Raw genomic sequence first — 22,439 nt, forward strand, 5'->3', positions numbered from 1 at the left:
TACGTTTATCATTTCCTTTTTCGTAAAGACTATGTATAGCGGTGCATTTATGAAGGGTAAAGGTGGATTCGAAATGGATTTGAAGTTGAATTATACTGAACTTATAAAGAAGTTAATCGTTGTAATCATCGCAGGTTTATTAAATGCGATTGGGATGAATTTATTTTTAACGCCAGCAAAAGTGTATGCGAGCGGCTTTGCTGGATTGTCTCAATTATTATCACAAATATTAGGTGATTTTTTATCGATTCACATATCTACGGGAGTATTGTTTAGCTTATTTAATATTCCTGTCGTTATTTTAGCGTGGAAAAAGGTTGGAAAGGCCTTCACCTTTTTCAGTTTTCTTTGTGTTATATTTATGACTTTGTTTCTAGAAGTCATCCCTGTTAGAGCGGTTTCGAATGATATCATATTAAATGCGATTTTTGGCGGGATTATTTCGGCGATTGGAGTAGGGATTGCTTTAAAGTGGGGTGCTTCTACAGGTGGATTAGATATTATCGCCATGATTTTATCAAAAATAAAAGATAAGCCTGTCGGTACATACTTTTTCTTTTTTAATGCAATTATCATTATCGCTGCTGGCTATGTATATGGATGGGAAAAAGCGTTATATACGTTAGTGACTTTATATGTATCAACGAGAATTATTGATGCAATTCATACTCGTCATGTAAAGATTACAGCATTAATTGTTACGAAGAATGGGGCAGATGTAAGAAAGGCGATTCACTCGCGATTAGTAAGAGGGATTACAACGATACCAGCAACAGGTGCTTATACGAATGAAAATAAAGAAATGTTAATGATGGTTATTACTCGTTATGAGTTATACGAATTAGAGAGGATTATTAAACAAGTGGACCCAGGTGCATTTACAAATATACTGCAAACAGTTGGTGTGTTCGGATTGTTTCGGAAAGATTAAAGAGGACCGAAGTTGGTCCTCTTTTTTAATGTAAATTCGTAATGTTTTGCAATTGCTCTTGCATTTCACGGAGCTGAACTTTTTCAGCAGTTGAAGAGTTTGCGTAAGCGGATTGCAAAGCATTTTTTGCTCTATACACGAGATCTTGTTGCTCAGTACCGCTTGAACAAGATACGGCATTTTCAACAGCATCTCTAGCTTGTTGGAATAGTAAGTTCCCCATTTAAACCCCTCCAAAAGAAGAGTTACTTCTTGCTTTTTCTGCCTCAGCTAATGTACCTCTGTACGGGAATCTTGCATCATGCTTCATAACAGCATCGGCTCCTTGTTGGATAAAACGTTTTGATTTGTTCTTTTTACCCATTCGAAAAACCCCCTTTATTTAGCTGAAAACAATCGACGCAATGTCTCATGCGTCTACTTATAGTATGGACATTTGGCAGGAAACTATAAGTAGGAAATTTTTAGATTACAACCCAAGAACCTCTTCTAAATATAAAGCAATACCATCTTCTTCGTTCGTTAACGTCGTATGGTTTGCGAGTGATTTTAATTCAGGGATGGCATTTCCCATTGCGATGCCGTGACCAGCAAATTCAATCATTTCAAAATCATTATCTTCATCACCGAAAGCGATAATTCGCTCTTGTGGAATGTTGTAATGACTAGAAATTTTTTGTAATCCAACTGCTTTATTTAATCCGCTTTTCACAATTTCAATAATCGGCCAAGGTGCGCCCCATTTTCTATGGTCGATTACTTCCGCATGCATATCGGTTAAATGTTGACGAATTGCAGTAGAATGCTCGTCATGGGCGTCAATTAATAAGCAAGTTGGATGATCGTTTAAAATATTTAATAAGTCTCCCGTAAAAATCTTAGGAGAGCCGAATTCGAAAATATGTTTTTTATCTTCATCAATTTCACGAACATACACATCGTCCATTACTTCCGCGTATATATTTTTTACGCCAAAATCAAAGCAAGCTCGGACAATTTCTTGCGCTGTTGCTAGCTCAAGAGGAGAGTGATGTGTTCCCCAGTTTGAATCAAGAGGATGATGTACGTAAGCGCCGTTAAAGTTTACGATAGGTGTGTTAAGATCAAGTTCTTTATAGTAATCATAACTAGCACGGAATGGACGTCCTGTTGAAATAACGACAATATGTCCCTGTTCCTTTGCTTTTGCAATTGTATGTTTCGTTCGAGTGGAAATTATTTTGTTGTCTGTTAATAAAGTGCCGTCTAAGTCTAATGCGATTAAATGTTGTTTGTTCATAATTTCACCTCTTATAATAATTTTTTTGTATCTATCTGTATTTCCGTTTTTAATATGCAGAAATAAGAGGTTAGACTCGGTGGAATCACCATAGATGGAAATTTCACTATATATCCATCTTACGTCTCAAAGTGCTGTGGTGTCTACTATTTATCGTTGGAAATTAAGAAAAGTCAACATCTTTTTAGAAAGTTCAAACAATGTTTCTTTCATTATGTACAAATTGTGAAAAGGGTTACATTGCTCGTGTGATGAGGCATATAATGAACATGTAATCTTCTCGTATATGTTTGACTCTCCTTTGAAACTAGCCTAGAGTAGGTTGGTTTCTTTTTTTTTCTACAAGTAGGAAAGAAATCCCTGCTTACGCTTGTGTCATTCATATATATGTACAAGAATGAGATGTAGTACTGTTTCCTAAACATGACAGAAAAGCTTTCTTTTAAAATGGATATACTAATGAGGCAAGACGTCATGGAAGGAGAATGAAGATGGGACAAAATCGCAGGTTTCGTTCTGGACAAAAAGCGCCGAATGATGGCATTTACGTAGAAATTGGTGAAACGGGAAGTATGGTGAAAGATCCGCAAATGGTGAAATTAACTGCCGGTGAAAAGTTTCCGGATAACACGAATCATAACCGCCAGTGGACATATAAAAGAAAACCGTAACAGAAGCCGCAATCATTATTGCGGCTTTTTTGTCGTTACACATTGTAATTTCATTTACCGTATTTTTTAGCAGTATAATGAATGCTCTCTTTTTCTTTTTCAAATAATAAGTTTGAAAATACATAGGCAAAATTATTGTATAAAAAAGTCAGTTGGCGTATAATCAAATCAAAGGTCAAAGAAAGTCAAACTTTTGGAGGGCTGTAAAGATGGACTTAAATCAAATGACAACAAAAACACAAGAGGCGATTATGAGTGCCCAATCTTTAGCGGTATCTCATCATCACCAAGAGGTGGATACTGTTCATCTATTACTTGCATTATTAGAAGAGCAAGATGGATTAGCAGTACGTATATTTCAAAAAATGAATGTTGATATAGAAGCATTAAAGCAAGGTGCTGAAAGTTTAATTAAAAAGAAACCTTCTGTAACGGGGAGCGGTGCAGAAGTTGGAAAATTGTATGTAACGAGCGCTCTGCAACAACTTCTTGTAAGAGCAGGAAAAGAAGCAGAAAAACTGCAGGATGATTACATTTCAGTAGAACATGTATTGCTTGCTTTTTCTGAAGAAAAAGGCGATATAAATCAATTATTTACAAGATTGCATATTACGAAAGATAACTTATTACAGTCTTTAATGACAGTTCGGGGGAATCAAAGAGTGACGAGTCAAAATCCAGAAGCAACTTATGAAGCGTTAGAAAAATATGGTCGTGATTTAGTGGCGGAAGTGAGAGCAGGGAAAATTGATCCTGTAATCGGCCGTGATAGTGAAATACGACGTGTAATCCGTATTCTTTCACGTAAAACGAAAAACAATCCGGTTTTAATTGGGGAGCCAGGTGTTGGTAAAACAGCAATCGTTGAAGGGCTAGCACAGCGTATCGTGAAAAAGGATGTACCTGAAGGATTGAAAGATAGAACGATTTTTGCGTTAGATATGAGTGCACTCGTAGCTGGTGCGAAATTCCGTGGTGAGTTCGAAGAGCGTCTGCAAGCTGTATTAAATGAAATTAAAAAGAGTGAAGGACGCATTTTATTATTCATTGATGAACTTCATACAATAGTTGGAGCTGGTAAAACAGAGGGAGCCATGGATGCAGGAAATATGTTAAAACCGATGCTTGCGCGCGGTGAACTGCATTGTATCGGGGCGACGACGCTCGATGAATATCGCAAATATATTGAGAAAGATCCAGCGCTAGAAAGACGTTTCCAACAAGTATTAGCAGAAGAACCAACTGTTGAAGATACAATTTCCATTTTACGTGGATTAAAAGAACGCTTTGAAATTTATCACGGTGTAAATATTCATGACCGTGCGATTGTAGCAGCGTCAGTTTTATCAGATCGATATATTTCAGATCGCTTCTTACCTGATAAAGCAATTGACCTTGTTGATGAAGCGTGTGCAACAATTCGTACAGAAATTGATTCTATGCCAACAGAATTAGATGAAGTAACGCGCCGCATTATGCAGCTGGAAATTGAAGAAGCGGCTCTTGGGAAAGAAACGGATCGTGGTAGCCAAGAGCGTCTAAAAACATTGCAACGTGAATTATCGGATTTAAAAGAAGTTGCAAGTGGCATGAGAGCGAAATGGGAGAAAGAAAAAGAAGACATTCACAAAGTTCGTGACTTACGTGAACATTTAGAACGTTTGCGTCGTGAATTAGAAGAAGCAGAAGGCAATTACGATTTAAATAAAGCAGCCGAACTTCGTCACGGGAAAATTCCCGCAATTGAAAAAGAGTTAAAAGAAGCGGAAGAAATGGGCGCGCATAATAAACAAGAAAATCGTTTATTACGTGAGGAAGTAAGTGAAGAAGAAATTGCAGATATTGTTTCACGCTGGACTGGTATTCCTGTTGCGAAACTCGTGGAAGGTGAACGCGAGAAATTATTACGCTTAGAGCAAATCTTATCAGAGCGTGTCATCGGACAAGAGGAAGCAGTAAGCTTAGTGTCAGACGCAGTTCTTCGTGCTCGCGCTGGTATTAAAGATCCGAACCGCCCGATTGGTTCTTTCATCTTCTTAGGGCCAACAGGTGTTGGTAAAACAGAACTTGCAAAAACGTTAGCCCAGTCTTTATTCGATAGTGAAGAGCAAATGATTCGCATTGACATGTCTGAGTATATGGAAAAACACGCCGTGTCTCGCTTAATTGGTGCACCTCCTGGATATGTAGGATATGAAGAAGGCGGTCAATTAACAGAAGCGGTAAGACGTAAACCATATTCCGTTGTTTTATTAGATGAAATTGAAAAAGCACATCCAGAAGTATTCAACATTTTATTACAAATGTTAGATGATGGACGCATTACAGATTCGCAAGGTCGTACAGTGGACTTTAAAAATACAGTTATTATTATGACTTCAAATATTGGATCTGCTCATTTACTAGATGGATTAGAAGAAGATGGTTCGATTAAAGAGGAATCAAGAGACCTTGTAATGGGGCAATTAAGAGGACATTTCCGCCCTGAATTTTTAAACCGTGTGGATGAAATTATTTTATTCAAACCTCTTACAACGAATGAAATTAAAGGCATTGTTGATAAAATTGTAAAAGAACTACAAGGTCGTCTAGCTGACCGTCACATTACAGTAGAATTAACAGATGCAGCAAAAGAATTTGTTGTGGAAGCCGGTTTCGACCCAATGTACGGAGCTCGTCCATTAAAACGATACGTACAGCGTCAAGTGGAAACGAAATTAGCACGAGAATTAATTGCAGGAACAATTACTGATAATAGTCACGTAGTTGTTGATGTAGAAAATAACGAATTAGTCGTTCATGTGAAATAAAAATAAAAAAGAGTTCGGATAAAATCCGGACTCTTTTTTTAGTGTTGTTCTACTGGCTCGTTTGGAATTGCAGCTGAAATTGCTAGTACTAACACAGCAAGAACAACTGAGAAAATAGACGCTTGGTTAAAGTCGTATGTACCGCCAGTCATAGAGCCGATTACATAGCTCATCATATGTACAAGTAAGAACGACCAAATTAATGCCCAAATGAAACGCATATTTTACACCTCTATTCGTTCAATCTGTCCTTATTGTAACACAATTGAAAAAAGAATATAGAAAAATATTTGTAGATTTTTCAACGCAAATTTGCATTCCGTTCATACATTATAAAAGAGTACTTTTATATGTTTAGAAAATAAGGCGGGGGAAAAATGAGTATTACGGAACGTTTTTTTTACTTAGAAAAAGAACCATGTGTCATTTATTTACCGGAGAAGCCAAATGGATTTTCTGTTATGCTCCTCGGTGATTATAACTACTTTATTGAGAATGGTACAAGTTTATGGACACAACATGCGGGTAAATCTTATTTTTTACATGGTCTTATTGAACAAGGCTACACGGTCTTTTCCTCTAATTTATACGGAAGACATTGGGGAAACGATCAATCTGTTCGTCTGGCAAAACGTTTATATGATGTTGTTTTGAGAAAAGAGACGTTAAATGCGAAAATGCACATTATGGCAGATGGTATGGGAGCGCTTGTAGCACTTGAAATGATGAACAAATATCCTGAATGTATTCGTTCTGTTGTTATGCTAAATCCGTGTTTAGATTTACCGGAATATGTAAGTTTTGAGAAAGAGCATAAATTTTTTTACAAGAGACTCGTGAAGGAATTAAGTTTGGCGTATGATGCCAAAGAAGAAGAATTAGAATCAAAAATAAATAAGAAATCATTTACGCTTCTTCCATCTTGTGTACCTGTTAAAATTATCGTATCAACACAAGAAAAAAGAGGAAGAAAACAGCAGTTGCGTAGATATGAGAAAATGAGGCAACTAAATCAATGTGATACTTCTGTCTTGTTCCATCTGCAAGATGTGAAATATAAAATGGTTAGGCAAACGACTGATTTCTTTAAAAAATATGAAGAAGAATTATGAAGCTCCCATATACATAAATGAGGAGCTATTTGTTTCAGAGGGAAAGGGTTGGTGGTATGGAACGCGTGCTGATAATAGGTGCACTTACGTTTGTAGGTTATCACCTTGTAAATAAAATGATTGCAGAAGAAGTGGAAGTCTATGGTCTTGATTTTGATGAATTCGATAGTATGACGAAAATTAATGAAGAGAAGTTATTATTAATTGGGCGAAATGCGTTATTTACGTATTATTCGATAAGAGATGAAGATGGATGGAGATCGGTTGAGGAAGAGAGATTCGATACTGTTTATTTTTGCTTATATGAGCCAAATCAGCAAAGTGGATTTCGGAATGAAAGAGTCATATTACAATATTTAAAGCGAATTATAAGAATGTGTGAAGAACAAAAAGTGAAGTTAAATTTAATTTCTTCTATTGAAGTAGGCAGTACAGATGAATCCGAAAATAAGCGCCTATTTTTGAAAGTAGAAGAAGGATTGAAAAAAGGGAATTTACAATATAGTGTATTTCGAGTTCCAACATTATATGGACCGTGGCAACCGTCCTTTATGATGTTTCATCAGCTTATTTTATCAGAATTAGGTGAAAAAGAGTGCCGTTGTACGATTGAGGAAAAGGGGAATGATTTACTTTACGTTGAAGATGTATGTGAATACTTATGGGAAAATGGAACGAACGGGGCGCAGCTTGGTATATACAATTTACTTAGTGGTAAACAGTCATTATGGGAAAAAGGTATGAATCTTTTACGCGCGGATGATAAAGTAAATAAAAATAATAACGAAGTAAGAGATGAGGCTATCGAGGTAATTTCAATAAAAAGAAATACTCCGTTAGAATACGGTTTAAATAAACAACTGGCACACATGAAAAAATATAAAGAGTTATACGAAGGGTAGTACGCGTGTTACACTATTGTATGTGAAAGTTTTAATGGAGAGGAAGAGCATAATATGAACGAAAAAAGCATGCAGTTTTTACAAATCGCAATGAAGCATTTACCGGAAGCAAAGGCAATTTTAGATGATAATGGAATTGCACTTGATATGGAGAAGGCACAGCCGGTGTTAGAGTTGTTAATGAAAGTTATGAACGAAGCTTATGAGCTTGGGAAAGCAGATAAAGAATAAAAAGAATAAAAAGCATCTTCTTAAGATGGAAGAGAGGCCCGAACCATGGATAGAAGCGGTCAGGGCCTTTTTTATTCTCGCCTGGGAGAAAACCAGAGATATGAAGAGGATAAAGGAAAAGTAGTGAGGAGAACTCTCTAGTTTAGAAGGAAAGCAGATCAAGAATAAAAAGCATCTTTTTAAGATGGAAGAGAGGCTCGAACCGTGAATAGAAGCGGTTTGAGCCTTTTTATATTTGAGAGGTATGTTTCTGTTTCTTTTAATGAAAAATAACGTGAATAATGCGTTAGCTTTCTGTTTTATGCGAAATATATTCTAGACAAAAATACATTTATGTTTTAAAATTAGTACCAAGTCATAATAATTGATATAAAACGGAGGGCTGCGATGTGAACGTGGGCATTTTAGGGATCGGAAGATATGTGCCAGAAAAAGTAGTCACAAATCACGATTTAGAGAAAATAATGGAAACATCCGATGAATGGATTCGTACGAGAACGGGAATTGCAGAAAGACGCATTGCCGATGATACAATAGATACTTCATATATGGCCGTAGAGGCTTCTAAAAAAGCACTTGAAGATGCAGGAATTAGCGGAGAGGATATCGATCTTATTTTAGTAGCAACAGTAACACCAGATCGTGCTTTTCCAGCAGTTGCTTGTGTAATTCAAGAAGCAATAGGAGCGAAACATGCAGCTGCAATGGATTTAAGTGCAGCATGTGCCGGTTTTATGTACGGAATGATTACAGCGCAGCAATTTATTCAAACAGGAACGTATAAAAATGTATTAGTAGTTGGTAGTGATAAACTATCTAAAATTGTAGACTGGAACGATCGAAATACAGCAGTACTATTTGGAGACGGAGCCGGTGCTGTCGTAATGGGAGCTGTTTCAGAAGGTAAAGGCGTTCTATCTTTTGAATTAGGAGCAGACGGAAGTGGCGGCAAGCACCTTTATCAAGACGAGTATGTTATGATGAATGGCAGAGAAGTGTTTAAATTTGCCGTTCGTCAACTTGGTGATTCTTGTCTTCGCGTTTTAGATAAAGCTGGTCTTACGAAAGAAGATGTGGATTTCTTAGTACCGCATCAAGCAAACATTCGTATTATGGAATCTGCAAGAGAGAGGTTAAATTTACCACAAGAAAAAATGAGTATGACAATTGAGAAGTTCGGTAATACATCAGCTTCTTCCATTCCGATTGCAATGGTAGAGGAATTGCAAAACGGACGTATTCAAGACGGTGATTTAATTATACTTGTTGGTTTTGGCGGCGGATTAACATGGGGAGCAGTCGCTCTTCGTTGGGGTAAATAAGGACTGAGAGAAAAAAAGGAGTGTATTTTGTATGGAAAAAAAGAGGGTCGTAATTACAGGACTAGGAGCTGTTACACCGGTCGGAACAGATGTTGAAACAGCGTGGGAAAACATTAAAAAGGGTGTATCTGGAATCGGGCGACTTACAAGAATTGATCCAGAACTATTTCCAGCAAAAGTAGCAGCGGAAATTAACGACTTTGAAGTCGAGAAATATATTGATAAAAAAGAAGCGCGCCGTATGGATCGCTTTACACAATATGCAGTAGCAGCAGCGAAAATGGCAGTTGCAGATGCAAAGCTTGAAATTACAGAAGAAAACGGACCTCGAATTGGTGTATGGATTGGATCTGGTATTGGCGGTATGGAAACATACGAAGAACAATTTAAGATTTTTACTGAGAAAGGCCCACGCCGCGTGAGCCCATTCTTCGTGCCGATGATGATTCCAGATATGGCAGCAGGTCAAGTATCAATCGCAACAGGAGCAAAAGGAATTAACACTTGTTCTGTAACGGCTTGTGCATCTGGTGCAAACTCAATTGGTGATGCATTTAAAGCAATTCAGCGTGGTGATGCTGATGCAATGATTACAGGCGGAGCAGAAGCGCCGCTAACAAGTATGGCATTCGCAGGATTTAGCTCAGCGAAAGCATTAACATTTAATGAAGACCCAGCAACGGCTTGCCGTCCATTTGATAAAAACCGTAGCGGTTTCGTAATGGGTGAAGGTTCAGGTATTCTAATTCTTGAAGAATTAGAGCACGCATTAGCACGCGGTGCTCACATTTACGCGGAAATTGCTGGTTATGGTGCAACTGGAGATGCATTCCATATTACAATGCCTGCTCCTGGTGGGGAAGGCGGAGTGCGTGCAATGCGTCAAGCTTTAGCTGATGCAGGCCTACAGCCAGAAGATATTGATTACATTAATGCGCACGGTACAAGTACGGATGCGAATGAAAAATATGAAACGATGGCAATTAAAGAAACTTTCGGCGAGCACGCGTATAAAGTAGCAATTAGCTCAACGAAATCAATGACAGGTCACTTATTAGGAGCAGCTGGTGCTGTTGAAGCGATTTTCTCTATTAAATCAATTACAGACGGAGTAATTCCTCCAACAATTAACTATGAGACACCAGATCCAGAATGTGACTTAGATTACGTACCAAATCAAGCGAGACACCAAGAAGTAAATGCAGTATTAAGTAACTCATTAGGATTCGGTGGTCATAACGCAGTGTTAGTATTTAAATCGTATAAATAATCGATGAAATAAGGAGTTTTTTCGCAATAGATTGCGAAAAAACTCCTTATTTATTTTTACGCCTTTTTCTCCTGTAGCATATACATAAGAAAAAGGAGGGATAAAGATGGGGATTGTTGAAACAGCTGAATGGCTACATTTATATTATGGACGGCCAGAAAAACTTTGTGAGAAATTTACGAAGTATATTCCGTTGCCAAAAGAAAGGTTGTATCGCTTTTTAATTTCAAAAGGGATGTATCGCCCGATCATGCGCGGAGAAAAGGAAATTAAAGAATTAGAGGAAAAGGAAATTTGGAAAGAATTGAGCCTGGAGTATGATAAACTGAAAAATTGGTTAAAAGGTCCAGATGTCCCTGTCTTTATTTTATTATCAGATTCCTATAATCGAACTGTACAAGAAGAGTATAACGGTAGGGCTGGATTATCTATGCGTCATGTTATTTTCTTATTCGTATGTGGGCGGAATTCGGTAGAAGAATTAAAAGTGTTATTGGCGCATGAATATCATCACATATGCAGGTTACATCAAATTGAGACGAAAGAAACAGAATATACATTACTTGATACGATGATTATGGAAGGGCTAGCGGAACAAGCAGTAACAGAAAGGTATACAGAAAAAAACAATGCACCGTGGACGGCGTATCTTTCAAAAGAAGAGGCTGTTTATTATTGGAAAAATGTTGTACATGAAAGAATAAGTATAAAACGAGGAACAAGGGAACATGACATCTTATTAAATGGCTTTCACTCTTATCCGAAGATGCTTGGCTATGCGCTTGGATTTCATATTGTCAAAGATTGTGTAACTTTGGAAGGAGAAGATACACTTTCTTTATTATCTATAGATGCAAAAGAAATATTGAATAAAGCAAGTACATTTCATATATAAAAAAACAGGAGTTCTATTTCCTGTTTTTTTAGTATTAATAGAAGAAAAAATAATAATTAGAATATATTTCCTCAAGTGGAATAAAGTTAAGCAAAAATGAACATAATGATTGGTACAAACAGTAGTGAAGTGAGGGGTAGTGAATGTTATATCTACATGATGTATGGGTAAATTGGTTTGAAGGTGAAGAGAATGGGTATAACGTTTGTCATTTTTACGAATGGCGGAAAGATGATACGATTGAGCTATTAGATCAAGTGCCATTATTAAAAGTAGATGCCACATTATATCATTACATCGAGAACGAATTGTTAGAGCTTCCGCAAAAAATGCTGGAAGACGTACATCATAAGGCTTATATTCGTAAAAATCATGAACGTTTGCAGCAAGAGTATTGCTTTGTTGTTACAGATGGAAAAGGAATTATTGCGATTGACACAATTGGTTACAATGTACCAATTCGCAAAAGTAGACTTATACCACGCCAAGAGCAGATGGTATATGAGATGGTAGAAAATGTACAAGCAGAAAAGTATGAGTTCCAAGTAGAAGAAACAGAAAAAGAACATCATATTTTATCACCATCGCCTTTCATTATGAATGGCTTGACTCGTAAAGAAAGACAGCTAAAACAATTATTATTTATGGCGTTAGATCAATTACATACAACGAAAAACACAGCAGAAATTCGCTATTGGTTCACAGAGTGGGATCCATCAGCATATGGAATGGTTCAACATATGGAATTTGAAGATATTTGGGCTAAGCTGTATGATGAAGCGAAAACAGGCTGGTCTGATAAGCACGAACAATTATGCGAGCGTCTCGTAAAAGGACAGCCATTTTTTGAAAAGTTATGGGAAATGGAAAATGAGCAAAAGGTAAATTAAAAAACCGCCAATTGGCGGTTTTTTAATTTTGTAGAAATCTAGTTCCAGCGGCAAGAATGTTCGGTGGCTTCGCGCCTTCCTGCGAGGCAAAAAGCGTCTCTACGTCAGGAGCTCCATCCCCCTCACATTCTGAACGAGCTGCCTCCGCTTTTTGTAGAAATCCAGCTCCGGCAGCGAACTCTTCGTGTCTAAGAACCTTCCGCATAAGAAGACAAAAAGCGTCTTCTATGCGAAAGAACCTTAGCCAGTCAGAGCTGAACGAGCTGCCTCCGCTTTATATGTAATCTAGCTCCGGCTCCTAACCCTTCGCGTCTAAGAACCTTCCCCACAAGAAGGTAAAAAGCACCTTCTGTGGGAAAGAACCTTAACCGTCAGGGCTAAGCAGTCGCCTCCGCTTTATATGTTACCTACGTTTTCTGCTTAGTCCCATTGCGTTTTCTACTTTGCGTAGTTGTTTGAATGCGACGCGGTTTGCTTTTTCTGCACCTTTGTCTAGGATTTCGTCTAGTTCTGGTGAGTTGATTAGTTCGTTATATTTGTCTTGAATTGGACGAATAGCTTCTACGACTACTTGCGCTAGGTCGCCTTTGAAGTCGCCGTATCCTTTTCCTTCGTACATTGCTTCGATTTCTTCAACTGTTTTTCCAGAGAATGAAGAGTAGATTGTTAATAAATTAGAGATACCAGGTTTGTTTTCCTTATCAAATTTCACAATACCTTCAGAGTCAGTTACAGCACTCTTAATTTTCTTTTCAATTGTTTTTGGCTCATCAAGCATACTAATCATTGATTTTGGATTCGGATCAGATTTACTCATTTTTTTCGTAGGCTCTGTTAATGACATAACGCGAGCTCCTACTTTTGGAATGCGAATTTCAGGCATTGTGAAGATTTCGCGGTAACGTTTGTTGAAACGCTCTGCTAAGTCACGTGTTAATTCGATATGTTGCTTTTGGTCATCACCAACCGGCACGATTTCAGTGTTGTAAAGTAAAATATCAGCAGCCATTAATGGTGGATACGTAAGTAATCCAGCTGGAACTGAATCTCTACCAGAAGCTTTATCTTTATATTGCGTCATACGTTCTAATTCTCCAACGTAAGCAACAGATTGCATGATCCATCCTAGTTGAGCGTGTGCTGGTACTTCTGATTGTACAAATAAAGTAGCTTTTTCAGGATCGATGCCGCATGCTACATAAAGTGCAGCAAGACTGCGGATGTTTTTACGAAGCCCGACGGGATCTTGAGGTACTGTAATCGCATGTTGGTTTACAATACAGAAATAACAGTCGTGTTCATTTTGAAGCTCTGTAAACTGCTTCATTGCTCCTAAATAGTTTCCAAGTGTAATCGTTCCACTTGGTTGAATACCAGAAAAGATAACTGACATAAGTAATTCCTCCTAAAATAGAATGCGTGATGTGGGGAAGAGAAGGCAAACAAAAAAGCCCATTCATCCCAAAAAACTATAGGGACGAATGGACCGTGGTACCACCCTAATTATTTCACTACTGTGAAATCTCTCTAATCCATAATAACGTTTGGATATAACGCCAAAGCCTACTACTTTCGGTTCGGTTTGGTGCTCAAAAGCCCATTCCATACTGTACAATTACTTGTTCACACCAACCACAAGCTCTCTGAAATTGCCTCAATATGTACTTTTCTTTATCATCGCATACATATAAATTTATTTATTGTTACTTGAGCTCTTTTAATATGAAAGAACTAAAGTTTTATAACAAAATGTTTTGCTGATTATTATATCATATGGGATAGTGTTTGCAAACTACATCAAAATAGTAAAGCTAATGAGGGTCGAGAACAACCCAAGGAAGATACCTGTAATACAAATTGGATATGTCCATTTGAATGAATATGTTTTATAAATACGTTCTTTCTTATCTGTAGGTTCCTCGACTTCTTCAATTAAAGAGTCAATCTTTTTGTTCGTACCAAATACTCTTTGGAATGCGTAAATGGTTACATTGAAAAAACCATTTTGAAATATGTATAAAAAACCGCCGATCAGAAAAAAAAACAGTGCAATATAAAACAAAATGTTGACAAAGTTCAACAAAAATTGAGATGAAATGAGGAATGCACCAATACTAGAAGCAATCATCGCTATAAAAATTAGTATACAAGTATGAAAAAAAACTTTATTCAAAATATTCCCCTCCGTCAAAATATTACTAGAATTATTATACTATAAAAGCTATAATAAGTACTAGGATTAATTTTTTGAAAATTATACGCAATTAAAGGTCTGATTTTAAGATGATGGTAGCAATGTTAATGTATCCCTTTACGAAAAATTAAAAATATAAATATTTTATTAAAAATTTTAACAAAAAAACAAAAAACTATATTCACAATTGTTATATTATATGTATAATGAAAATTGTAGAAACTTGGAGATTATTCTTTCAATTCTACTTTTTAACAAGTGAGGGTACAGGAAGTGCAATTAGGGGAGGCAACACAACATGAAGAAAAAGATACCGTTATTACTTGCATCAACTTTAACTGCAAGTATGTTGCTTAGCGCGTGTAGCTACCAAAAAGATGACGCAAAAGCAAAAGGGAAAGAGAACGCTACGAGTAGTAGTAACGGAAAACAGATTCTTAATTTAACAGAGTTATCTGAAATTCCGTCAATGGATGCATCATTAGCATCTGATTCTTCATCTTCTACAGCATTAAATAATACGATGGAAGGTTTATATCGTATTGGCAAAGATCAAAAGAGAATGCCTGGAGTTGCAGAAGATGTCGAAAAGCTAGATGATGGGAAGAAATACATATTTAAATTAAGAAAAGATGCGAAATGGTCGAATGGGGAACCTGTAACAGCTAAAGATTTTGTGTATTCATGGAAAAGAGCAGTAAATCCAGATACAAAAGCAACGTATTCGTACATTATGTTCGATATTAAAAATGCAGAGAAAATTCATAAAAAAGAATTACCTGCTGACCAATTAGGTGTAAAAGCGATTAATGATTATACATTAGAAGTAGAATTAGACAATCCCGTTCCTTACTTTATCGATTTAACAGTTTATCCAGTATTTTACCCACTAAATGAAAACTTTGTAAAAGCACAAGGTGATAAATTTGGTTTAGAGGCAAATACAACATTATATAACGGTCCATTCGTTATGAGTGATTGGAAACATGAACAAAGTTTCCAATTCAAGAAGAATCCTTCATATTGGGATAATAAAACGGTTAAAATCGAAGAAATCAACTTTAATATTGTAAAAAATACAGCAACTGATGTAAATTTATATGAGACAAACGCGATTGACCGAGCGGCTTTAACGTCTGAATTTGTTGATAAGTTTAGAAAAAGCCCAGAGTTCCAAACAAGAAAAGAAGAAGGGGTTGCTTACTTAAGATTTAATCAAAGTAATCAGTACTTAAGTAATAAAAACTTAAGAAAAGCAATTTCAATGTCCTTTGACCGTGATAACATTGCAAAAGTTATTTTAAATAACGGTGCAATTGGAGCTTACGGATTTGTTGGAAAAGATTTCGCTGAAGGTCCGAATAAAAAAGATTTCCGAGCTGAAAATGGAAAGCTAGTTGAAACAAATCCAAAAGAAGCGAAAAAGCTTTGGGAAACAGCGAAGAAAGAGCTTGGAACTGATAAAATCGAACTAGAATTCTTAAACTTTGATAATGAAGATGCTAAAAAGGTTGGGGAATTCTTAAAAGGTGAGATGGAAAAGAACTTACCAGGTTTATCAATTAAAATTAAACAGCAACCATTCGCACAAAAAAATAAATTAGAAGATTCTCAGCAATATGATATTGCGTTTGGTATTTGGGGACCAGATTTCCCAGATCCAATCTCATATTTAGATATGTTTGTTACGAATGGTTCTCAAAATAAAACAGGGTATTCTAATCAGAAATATGATGAGTTAATCCTAAAAGCTAAAACAGATACAAAAGATTTACAAGCTCGCTGGGACAACCTTCTAGAAGTAGAGAAGATGTTAATTAAAGAGGATGCAGTTATCACTCCAATCTTCCAAAAAGGTTCAGCGTATGTAGTAAAAGGTGCCGTAAAAGATATTATCCCAATTAACTATGGTGGTAAATTAACTTACAAATGGGCATCTGTTGAACAAAAATAATCTTTTTTTCCATCGTTTACAAGGGTATATGCCTATGATGGGCATATGCTCTTATTTTAAAAAAATAAAAGTAAGAATATTTTAAACTATCTTATTGCTTTTGAGAAAAACGGGGAGGTGCTTGATATGGGACGTTATGTATTAAAACGTTTCGTGTACATGGCTTTGACATTATTTTTAATTACTACACTGACTTTCTTTTTGATGAAATTACTTCCGGGTTCTCCGCTTAAAAACCAGGAGAAGCTATCACCGGCACAAAAAGAAATCATTCTTGAAAAATACGGATTGAATGATCCGGTACCAGTTCAATACGCACGTTACTTAGGTAACCTAGCAAAAGGTGATTTAGGGGTATCATTCCAATATGATAACCGCCCAGTAACAGACATGATTGTGGATCGTATTGGACCATCAGCCCAATTAGGTTTACAAGCGATTATATTAGGAACATTTATCGGTTTAATTTTAGGTATTGTTGCCGCACTTCGTAATAATACGTGGGTAGATTATAGTGCAACAGTTATTTCGGTACTCGGAATGTCGGTACCATCATTCGTATTCGCCGCATTACTGCAATATTTCGTAGGGGTAAAACTTGGCTGGTTCCCAGTAGCATTCTGGAAAGGACCAGAGTTTACTGTAATGCCTACAATTGCATTATCGATGGGAGTTATTGCAACAATCGCACGTTTCTCTCGTGCAGAATTAATTGAAGTTATGCAAGCCGATTACATTTTAACAGCGAAAGCGAAAGGAATTAGCCAAGGCGTTATCATTGTCAAACATGCACTTCGTAACGCGTTAATTCCAGTTGTAACAATTTTAGGACCAATGGTTGCGGCATTAATTACAGGAACACTTGTTATCGAGCAAATTTATGCTGTACCAGGACTTGGTGAACAATTCGTTAAATCGATTACTTTAAATGACTATACAGTTATTATGGGAACTACGATTTTCTATAGTGCAATCTTCATTTTAGTTATTTTCATTGTCGATATTTTATACGGAATTATTGATCCTCGTATTCGTTTAGCGGGAGGGAAAAAATGATGAAAGATGTACAAAAATTATCTCCAGATTTATTTCAACAAGCCAATCAAAATAATGTTGATAATGAAGTCATTGCCCGTCCAAGCCTAACGTTTTGGCAAGATGTAAGAAGACGTTTATTCCAACATAAAGGTGCGATGCTTGGCCTTGTATTATTAGTTATCATTGCACTATTAGCGATTTTTGGACCGATGGTAAGTAAACACTCGTATAAAGAGCAAGATTTAGGTCGAGCGAAATTACCACCAAAAATTCCAGTTATTGAAAATGTTCATTGGTTACCATTTGACGGTACAGATCAATATGGTGTTGACCAATATGAAAAACGTGATATTAAAGAGTACTTCTGGTTTGGTACAGATGATCTTGGCCGTGACTTATGGACAAGAACATGGGAAGGTACACGCGTATCATTATATATCGCTCTTTTAGCAGCAGCAATTGACTTAGTAATTGGGGTTGCATACGGAGGTATTTCAGCATTCTACGGCGGTAGAGTAGATAACATTATGCAACGTATTATGGAGATTATTAACGGTATTCCATACTTAATCATCGTTATTTTAATGGTAATCATTATGGGATCTGGTATTTGGTCAATTACACTCGCGATGGCGATTACAGGTTGGATAGGGATGTCGCGTATTGTTCGTGGACAAATCTTAAAGTTAAAAAACCAAGAATATGTATTAGCATCTCGTACATTAGGTGCAACAAATACACAATTAATTGTGAAACATTTAATTCCAAACGTAATGGGACCTATTATCGTAATGACAATGTTTACAATTCCATCAGCGGTGTTTGGTGAAGCGTTCTTAAGTTTCATCGGTTTAGGAATTCAGCCGCCATTTGCGTCACTAGGTTCTCTTGTAAATGATGGTTATAAATCTATTCAAACGTATCCGCATATGATGTTCATCCCTGCGGTTGTCATCAGTATATTAATTTTAGCGTTTAACTTAATGGCAGACGGATTACGCGACGCGTTAGATCCAAAAATGCGTAAGTAAAAGAGGGGAGAGGCAAAGATGAAAACATTGTTAGAGGTAAAAGATTTACAAGTCTCCTTTGATACACATGCAGGTGAAGTACAAGCTGTACGCGGCGTTACTTTTGATTTGAAAAAAGGAGAAACATTGGCGATTGTAGGAGAATCTGGTTCAGGGAAATCAGTTACTTCTAAAGCGTTAATGGGATTAATTCCGAATCCTCCTGGACGCATTAAAAATGGTGAAATCGTATTTGAAGGTCGTGACTTAACGAAATTAACAGAAAAAGAAATGCAGCAAGTACGCGGTAAAGATATCGCGATGATTTTCCAAGATCCAATGACATCATTAAACCCAACGATGACAATTGGAAATCAAATTATGGAAGGTCTAATTAAACACCAAGGGATGAGTAAAGCAGATGCACGTAAAGTTGCTTTAGAATTAATTGACCTTGTAGGTATTCCAAATCCAGAAGCTCGTTTAAAACAATATCCTCACCAATTCTCAGGTGGTATGAGACAGCGTGTAGTTATTGCGATGGCGTTAGCTTGTAACCCGAAATTATTAATTGCCGATGAGCCGACAACAGCGCTAGACGTTACGATTCAGGCGCAAATTTTAGAACTTATGAAAGACATTCAGCAAAAAACAGAAGCAGCAATCATTTTCATTACGCATGACTTAGGTGTAGTAGCAAACGTTGCGGACCGAGTGGCAGTTATGTACGCTGGTAAAGTTGTTGAAATTGGAACTGTAGATGAAATTTTCTACAATCCGAAACATCCATATACTTGGGGTTTAATCGCATCTATGCCAAGTTTAGATGGTTCAGAAGAAGAGTTATATGCAATCCCTGGAACGCCTCCAGATTTATTGAAGCCGCCAAAGGGAGATGCTTTTGCACCACGTAACCCGCAGGCACTGAAAATTGATTTTGAAATGGACCCACCTTTATTTAAAGTAAGTGATACGCACTATGCGGCAACTTGGTTACTTCACGAGCAAGCTCCAGAAGTAAAACCGCCAGCAGTCGTTGAAAAACGCATTCTTCAAATGAAAGCAGGTGAACAACATGACTAAACAACGTGAGAAATTAATTGAAGTAAAAAATGTAAAGCAGCACTTCGACGTGAGTGGTGGTGTTGTCAAAGCGGTTAATGATATTTCATTTGATATTTACCGCGGAGAAACATTTGGTCTTGTAGGAGAATCAGGTTGTGGTAAATCGACAACTGGAAGAACGATTATTCGTTTATATGATGCAACTGCTGGTGAAGTATTGTTCGATGGTGAAAACGTACATGGTAAGAAATCACGCGCAGAACTGAAGAAATTCAACCGTAAAATGCAAATGATTTTCCAAGATCCATACGCATCATTAAATCCTCGTATGACAGTAGGGGATATTATCGCAGAAGGTATTGATATTCACGGATTAGCGAAAAGTAAAAAAGAGCGCATGGACCGTGTTCATGAACTATTAAACACAGTTGGTTTAAATAAAGAGCACGCAAACCGTTTCCCACACGAATTCTCAGGTGGACAACGTCAGCGTATCGGTATCGCTCGAGCGCTTGCTGTAGACCCAGAATTTATCATTGCCGATGAGCCGATCTCAGCACTTGACGTATCGATTCAGGCGCAAGTTGTAAACTTACTGAAAAAGTTACAAAAAGAAAAAGGTTTAACATACTTATTCATCGCCCATGATTTATCAATGGTAAAATACATTAGTGATCGTATTGGTGTAATGTACCGTGGCCAAATCGTTGAGTTAACAACAAGTGATGAATTATATGCGAATCCAATTCATCCATATACGAAATCACTATTATCAGCGATTCCACTTCCAGATCCAGATTATGAGCGCAATCGTAAACGTATCGTATATGATCCATCACAGCATAATTATGGTAGTGAAGCACCAACAATGCGTGAAATTCGCCCAGGACATTTCGTACTATGTTCGGAAGCGGAGTACAAGAAATATAAAGAGATTTATCAATAAGAAAAAGAGCCATTCTTCTGTTATGGAAGGATGGCTCTTTTTCTACTATATAAAAGAATTGTATACATTTGTCGGTCAGTCGATATATTTAAAGAATCGCCGATATAAATCTCATGTATCATTAGTGATATCCATATGCAAAATTACTGAACTTGAACAGAAACATTCTCCTCTTGTTCTTCAGGTTTAACAAGTGCATAACGCTCCCATGCTCTACTTTTCCAGCGGAAGAACATAATAATGGCACGTGTCCATTCGTCGATGGCGATTGCTAGCCAAATACCAACGAGCCCCATATCTAAATGAAAGGCGAAAAAGTAACCTAGTGGTAAACTCATTAACACCATAGAGAATGCACCGATTAAAACAGGATATTTTGCATCACCAGCTGCACGAAGCGAATTAATGATGACGATGTTCATCGTACGTCCCGTTTCAAGTAGTACACTTAGTAAAAGAACACTTGCGCCTAACCCGATAATGTACGGATTATCTGTAAACAGTCCCATTAATTGTGTACGGAATGTAATAACGAGAGCGACCATACATAAAGTTACACCAATCGCCCATTTTACACTTTTCCACAAGCGTTCGTATGCTTCATCTTTTTCGCCACCACCAACGAGGCGGCCAATAATAATGGCTGTTCCCATACCAATTGCAATAGCGAATAAATAAGTGAACATAGAAATGTTCGTAGCGTATTGTCTAGCCGCTAACGATTCCGTTCCTAAATATGTTGCATAGTATAAGAAGACAATTTGACAAGCTTGATACATAACTTGCTCAAAAGCAGATGGAATCCCGATTTTTAAAATTTTCCCGATATATTCTTTTGATAAGGTAAAATAATATTGTAATTTTACACGATATTCCATAACGCGGTATAGTAACCAGAAGAAAACAATAAGTGCTATAAGTCGGCTGACAGCAGAAGAAATGGCAGCCCCTTGTACACCGAGCTCAGGGAAACCAAATTTCCCGAAAATGAGTACGTAGTTTCCAGCGATATGAATCATATTCATTCCGAGTGAAATAAACATCGCTTGCTTTGTAAAACCGTGTACACGGATAATTGCGGCTAATGAGTTAATAATAGCTTGTAGGAAGATGGCTCCTCCGACGATAGATAAGTAGTTTTGCGCATACGTTAGTACATCGCCTTGTAAGTTCATTGCGAGCATCATATGTTTCGAAAATAAAAGAAAACCAGCGCTTATAACGAGCCCAACTATTAAATTTAATGTGACGGCTAATGCTGATATTTTAGATGCTTCCATAAAGCGTTTGGAACCGAGGTATTGAGATACGACGATAGCTGCGCCGTTCCCGATGACTTCTAGTACCAAAATAGCGATATGGAGGTATTGATTCGCTGCACCAACCCCAGATACAGCATCGTCTGATAATGCACTTAACATGAAAGTATCAGCGATCCCCATTAACATAAAAAGAAAAACTTCTAGAAAAATAGGCCATGTTAATAAGAATAAACTTAATTTCTCAGTAGGCCCGTTTTTTGCCTGAATTGCTGCCATGTCCGTCCCCTCTTTACCGATATCTATTTTTAGCAAAATGTATCGTAACATACTTTCTTAACCTTTGCACTCATTTTAGCCTACATATTTTTATTATGAAGAGAGTGCTATTTTATGATAAAAACAAAAGGATAATTATACATAAAGTATTATGAGATATAAAATTCATTTTTCTCTGATAATTTAGAAAAGTATAAAAAATGTTGTTTTTAACACTTTAGTAAGAATAATCAGCAATATGAAACGTTTACAAAGATTTATTTTTTAACAGGAAATTTTAATGAAATAGAAATATAAATATACAAAAAATATATTTGTGTGTATAATGTGAATTATTAGAACATATATATATTTCTTTCTGTTTGAAAATGAAAGGGCTAA

General features: G+C 36.8%; 22 protein-coding genes and 1 other annotated feature. Of the genes, 15 read left to right on the forward strand and 7 right to left on the reverse strand.

Going from position 1 to position 22,439, the window contains the following annotated elements; genetic code table 11:
• Positions 1-73: 73 nt before the first annotated feature.
• A complete protein-coding gene (locus ACTFRU_RS09160; RefSeq protein ID WP_000364444.1) occupies positions 74-931 on the forward strand; it encodes a YitT family protein in 858 nt (285 codons plus the stop codon).
• 25 nt (positions 932-956) lie between these two features.
• Here the strand turns inward: ACTFRU_RS09160 and ACTFRU_RS09165 are convergent, their stop codons facing one another.
• From ACTFRU_RS09165 to ACTFRU_RS09175, 3 genes are all read right to left on the reverse strand, one after another.
• Positions 957-1,154 (reverse strand): DUF3813 domain-containing protein, encoded by a 198-nt coding sequence (locus tag ACTFRU_RS09165; RefSeq protein ID WP_000527407.1) that lies wholly within the window; start codon positions 1,152-1,154, stop codon positions 957-959.
• Positions 1,155-1,295 (reverse strand): hypothetical protein, encoded by a 141-nt coding sequence (locus ACTFRU_RS09170; RefSeq protein WP_000516816.1) that lies wholly within the window; start codon positions 1,293-1,295, stop codon positions 1,155-1,157. It abuts the gene before it with no gap.
• A 105-nt stretch (positions 1,296-1,400) separates the two neighbouring features.
• Positions 1,401-2,210, reverse strand: coding sequence for a Cof-type HAD-IIB family hydrolase (locus ACTFRU_RS09175; protein WP_001041232.1), 810 nt, complete (start codon positions 2,208-2,210; stop codon positions 1,401-1,403).
• A gap of 491 nt (positions 2,211-2,701) precedes the next feature.
• Here ACTFRU_RS09175 and ACTFRU_RS09180 point away from each other — a divergent pair, with 491 nt between their 5' ends.
• The gene (locus tag ACTFRU_RS09180; RefSeq protein WP_000531421.1) at positions 2,702-2,881 is read left to right on the forward strand and encodes a YjzC family protein; all 180 of its coding nucleotides are present in this window, start codon (positions 2,702-2,704) and stop codon (positions 2,879-2,881) included.
• A 209-nt stretch (positions 2,882-3,090) separates the two neighbouring features.
• Positions 3,091-5,691 (forward strand): ATP-dependent chaperone ClpB, encoded by a 2,601-nt coding sequence (gene clpB, locus ACTFRU_RS09185; RefSeq protein WP_000365401.1) that lies wholly within the window; start codon positions 3,091-3,093, stop codon positions 5,689-5,691.
• 38 nt (positions 5,692-5,729) lie between these two features.
• Here the strand turns inward: clpB and ACTFRU_RS09190 are convergent, their stop codons facing one another.
• Complete coding sequence (locus ACTFRU_RS09190; RefSeq protein WP_001211116.1) at positions 5,730-5,912, reverse strand: YjzD family protein; 183 nt, start codon at positions 5,910-5,912, stop codon at positions 5,730-5,732.
• A 156-nt stretch (positions 5,913-6,068) separates the two neighbouring features.
• Between ACTFRU_RS09190 and ACTFRU_RS09195 the strand changes: the two genes are divergently transcribed.
• The 7 genes from ACTFRU_RS09195 to ACTFRU_RS09225 all read left to right on the forward strand — a co-directional run bounded on the left by ACTFRU_RS09195 (position 6,069) and on the right by ACTFRU_RS09225 (position 12,313).
• Positions 6,069-6,803: an alpha/beta hydrolase gene (locus tag ACTFRU_RS09195; protein ID WP_440037614.1), complete on the forward strand. Its 735-nt coding sequence runs from the start codon at positions 6,069-6,071 to the stop codon at positions 6,801-6,803.
• A gap of 29 nt (positions 6,804-6,832) precedes the next feature.
• A complete protein-coding gene (locus ACTFRU_RS09200) occupies positions 6,833-7,705 on the forward strand; it encodes an NAD-dependent epimerase/dehydratase family protein (protein WP_006921015.1) in 873 nt (290 codons plus the stop codon).
• Positions 7,706-7,759: 54 nt separating this feature from the next.
• The gene (locus ACTFRU_RS09205; protein WP_001986215.1) at positions 7,760-7,936 is read left to right on the forward strand and encodes a ComZ family protein; all 177 of its coding nucleotides are present in this window, start codon (positions 7,760-7,762) and stop codon (positions 7,934-7,936) included.
• Between the two features lie 389 nt (positions 7,937-8,325).
• Positions 8,326-9,258 carry a beta-ketoacyl-ACP synthase III gene (gene fabH / locus ACTFRU_RS09210; protein WP_001100547.1) on the forward strand — a complete coding sequence of 311 codons (933 nt, stop codon included), beginning with the start codon at positions 8,326-8,328 and terminating at the stop codon, positions 9,256-9,258.
• Between the two features lie 31 nt (positions 9,259-9,289).
• Positions 9,290-10,528 (forward strand): beta-ketoacyl-ACP synthase II, encoded by a 1,239-nt coding sequence (gene fabF, locus ACTFRU_RS09215; RefSeq protein WP_000412656.1) that lies wholly within the window; start codon positions 9,290-9,292, stop codon positions 10,526-10,528.
• A gap of 106 nt (positions 10,529-10,634) precedes the next feature.
• On the forward strand, positions 10,635-11,423 hold the full coding sequence (locus ACTFRU_RS09220; protein ID WP_000513278.1) for a DUF2268 domain-containing protein: 789 nt from the start codon (positions 10,635-10,637) through the stop codon (positions 11,421-11,423).
• Between the two features lie 143 nt (positions 11,424-11,566).
• Complete coding sequence (locus ACTFRU_RS09225) at positions 11,567-12,313, forward strand: YjbA family protein (protein ID WP_000966127.1); 747 nt, start codon at positions 11,567-11,569, stop codon at positions 12,311-12,313.
• 403 nt (positions 12,314-12,716) lie between these two features.
• Here ACTFRU_RS09225 and trpS read toward each other — a convergent pair whose 3' ends face one another.
• Both trpS and ACTFRU_RS09235 read right to left on the reverse strand, forming a co-directional pair.
• A complete protein-coding gene (trpS, locus tag ACTFRU_RS09230) occupies positions 12,717-13,706 on the reverse strand; it encodes a tryptophan--tRNA ligase (RefSeq protein ID WP_000110982.1) in 990 nt (329 codons plus the stop codon).
• A gap of 77 nt (positions 13,707-13,783) precedes the next feature.
• Positions 13,784-14,000 (reverse strand) — a binding site (T-box leader).
• Between the two features lie 105 nt (positions 14,001-14,105).
• On the reverse strand, positions 14,106-14,486 hold the full coding sequence (locus tag ACTFRU_RS09235; protein ID WP_440037615.1) for a DUF3899 domain-containing protein: 381 nt from the start codon (positions 14,484-14,486) through the stop codon (positions 14,106-14,108).
• A gap of 319 nt (positions 14,487-14,805) precedes the next feature.
• Here ACTFRU_RS09235 and ACTFRU_RS09240 point away from each other — a divergent pair, with 319 nt between their 5' ends.
• From ACTFRU_RS09240 to ACTFRU_RS09260, 5 genes are all read left to right on the forward strand, one after another.
• Positions 14,806-16,461, forward strand: a complete 1,656-nt coding sequence (locus ACTFRU_RS09240) for a peptide ABC transporter substrate-binding protein (protein WP_440037616.1) — start codon at positions 14,806-14,808, stop codon at positions 16,459-16,461.
• 126 nt (positions 16,462-16,587) lie between these two features.
• Positions 16,588-17,517, forward strand: a complete 930-nt coding sequence (opp3b, locus tag ACTFRU_RS09245; protein ID WP_000534167.1) for an oligopeptide ABC transporter permease — start codon at positions 16,588-16,590, stop codon at positions 17,515-17,517.
• A complete protein-coding gene (opp3C, locus tag ACTFRU_RS09250; protein ID WP_000974106.1) occupies positions 17,514-18,530 on the forward strand; it encodes an oligopeptide ABC transporter permease in 1,017 nt (338 codons plus the stop codon). The genes opp3b and opp3C overlap by 4 nt, the downstream gene beginning before the upstream one ends.
• Positions 18,531-18,548: 18 nt before the next feature.
• Complete coding sequence (locus ACTFRU_RS09255) at positions 18,549-19,592, forward strand: ABC transporter ATP-binding protein (RefSeq protein WP_000854346.1); 1,044 nt, start codon at positions 18,549-18,551, stop codon at positions 19,590-19,592.
• Positions 19,585-20,520 carry an ABC transporter ATP-binding protein gene (locus ACTFRU_RS09260; protein WP_000166348.1) on the forward strand — a complete coding sequence of 312 codons (936 nt, stop codon included), beginning with the start codon at positions 19,585-19,587 and terminating at the stop codon, positions 20,518-20,520. Before ACTFRU_RS09255 ends, ACTFRU_RS09260 begins: the two co-directional genes overlap by 8 nt.
• A 143-nt stretch (positions 20,521-20,663) precedes the next feature.
• On the opposite strand, the gene ACTFRU_RS09265 is transcribed toward ACTFRU_RS09260, so the two are convergent.
• Complete coding sequence (locus ACTFRU_RS09265; RefSeq protein ID WP_002164600.1) at positions 20,664-22,109, reverse strand: MATE family efflux transporter; 1,446 nt, start codon at positions 22,107-22,109, stop codon at positions 20,664-20,666.
• Positions 22,110-22,439 lie beyond the last annotated feature (330 nt).

The sequence above is a fragment of the Bacillus cereus group sp. MYBK220-1 genome (assembly GCF_051916445.1).
GTDB lineage: Bacteria > Bacillota > Bacilli > Bacillales > Bacillaceae_G > Bacillus_A > Bacillus_A cereus.

Excerpts from the sequence above, each read along its gene's own strand:
- ACTFRU_RS09225 (WP_000966127.1), top strand. The coding sequence starts at position 11,567 with ATGTTATATCTACATGATGTATGGGTAAATTGGTTTGAAGGTGAAGAG.
- opp3b (WP_000534167.1), top strand. The coding sequence starts at position 16,588 with ATGGGACGTTATGTATTAAAACGTTTCGTGTACATGGCTTTGACATTA.
- fabF (WP_000412656.1), top strand. The coding sequence starts at position 9,290 with ATGGAAAAAAAGAGGGTCGTAATTACAGGACTAGGAGCTGTTACACCG.
- trpS (WP_000110982.1), bottom strand. The coding sequence starts at position 13,706 with ATGTCAGTTATCTTTTCTGGTATTCAACCAAGTGGAACGATTACACTT.
- ACTFRU_RS09190 (WP_001211116.1), bottom strand. The coding sequence starts at position 5,912 with ATGCGTTTCATTTGGGCATTAATTTGGTCGTTCTTACTTGTACATATG.
- ACTFRU_RS09205 (WP_001986215.1), top strand. The coding sequence starts at position 7,760 with ATGAACGAAAAAAGCATGCAGTTTTTACAAATCGCAATGAAGCATTTA.
- ACTFRU_RS09255 (WP_000854346.1), top strand. The coding sequence starts at position 18,549 with ATGAAAACATTGTTAGAGGTAAAAGATTTACAAGTCTCCTTTGATACA.
- ACTFRU_RS09180 (WP_000531421.1), top strand. The coding sequence starts at position 2,702 with ATGGGACAAAATCGCAGGTTTCGTTCTGGACAAAAAGCGCCGAATGAT.
- ACTFRU_RS09260 (WP_000166348.1), top strand. The coding sequence starts at position 19,585 with ATGACTAAACAACGTGAGAAATTAATTGAAGTAAAAAATGTAAAGCAG.
- ACTFRU_RS09175 (WP_001041232.1), bottom strand. The coding sequence starts at position 2,210 with ATGAACAAACAACATTTAATCGCATTAGACTTAGACGGCACTTTATTA.
- ACTFRU_RS09220 (WP_000513278.1), top strand. The coding sequence starts at position 10,635 with ATGGGGATTGTTGAAACAGCTGAATGGCTACATTTATATTATGGACGG.
- ACTFRU_RS09195 (WP_440037614.1), top strand. The coding sequence starts at position 6,069 with ATGAGTATTACGGAACGTTTTTTTTACTTAGAAAAAGAACCATGTGTC.
- clpB (WP_000365401.1), top strand. The coding sequence starts at position 3,091 with ATGGACTTAAATCAAATGACAACAAAAACACAAGAGGCGATTATGAGT.
- ACTFRU_RS09160 (WP_000364444.1), top strand. The coding sequence starts at position 74 with ATGGATTTGAAGTTGAATTATACTGAACTTATAAAGAAGTTAATCGTT.
- ACTFRU_RS09240 (WP_440037616.1), top strand. The coding sequence starts at position 14,806 with ATGAAGAAAAAGATACCGTTATTACTTGCATCAACTTTAACTGCAAGT.
- ACTFRU_RS09265 (WP_002164600.1), bottom strand. The coding sequence starts at position 22,109 with ATGTTACGATACATTTTGCTAAAAATAGATATCGGTAAAGAGGGGACG.
- ACTFRU_RS09165 (WP_000527407.1), bottom strand. The coding sequence starts at position 1,154 with ATGGGGAACTTACTATTCCAACAAGCTAGAGATGCTGTTGAAAATGCC.
- opp3C (WP_000974106.1), top strand. The coding sequence starts at position 17,514 with ATGATGAAAGATGTACAAAAATTATCTCCAGATTTATTTCAACAAGCC.
- ACTFRU_RS09170 (WP_000516816.1), bottom strand. The coding sequence starts at position 1,295 with ATGGGTAAAAAGAACAAATCAAAACGTTTTATCCAACAAGGAGCCGAT.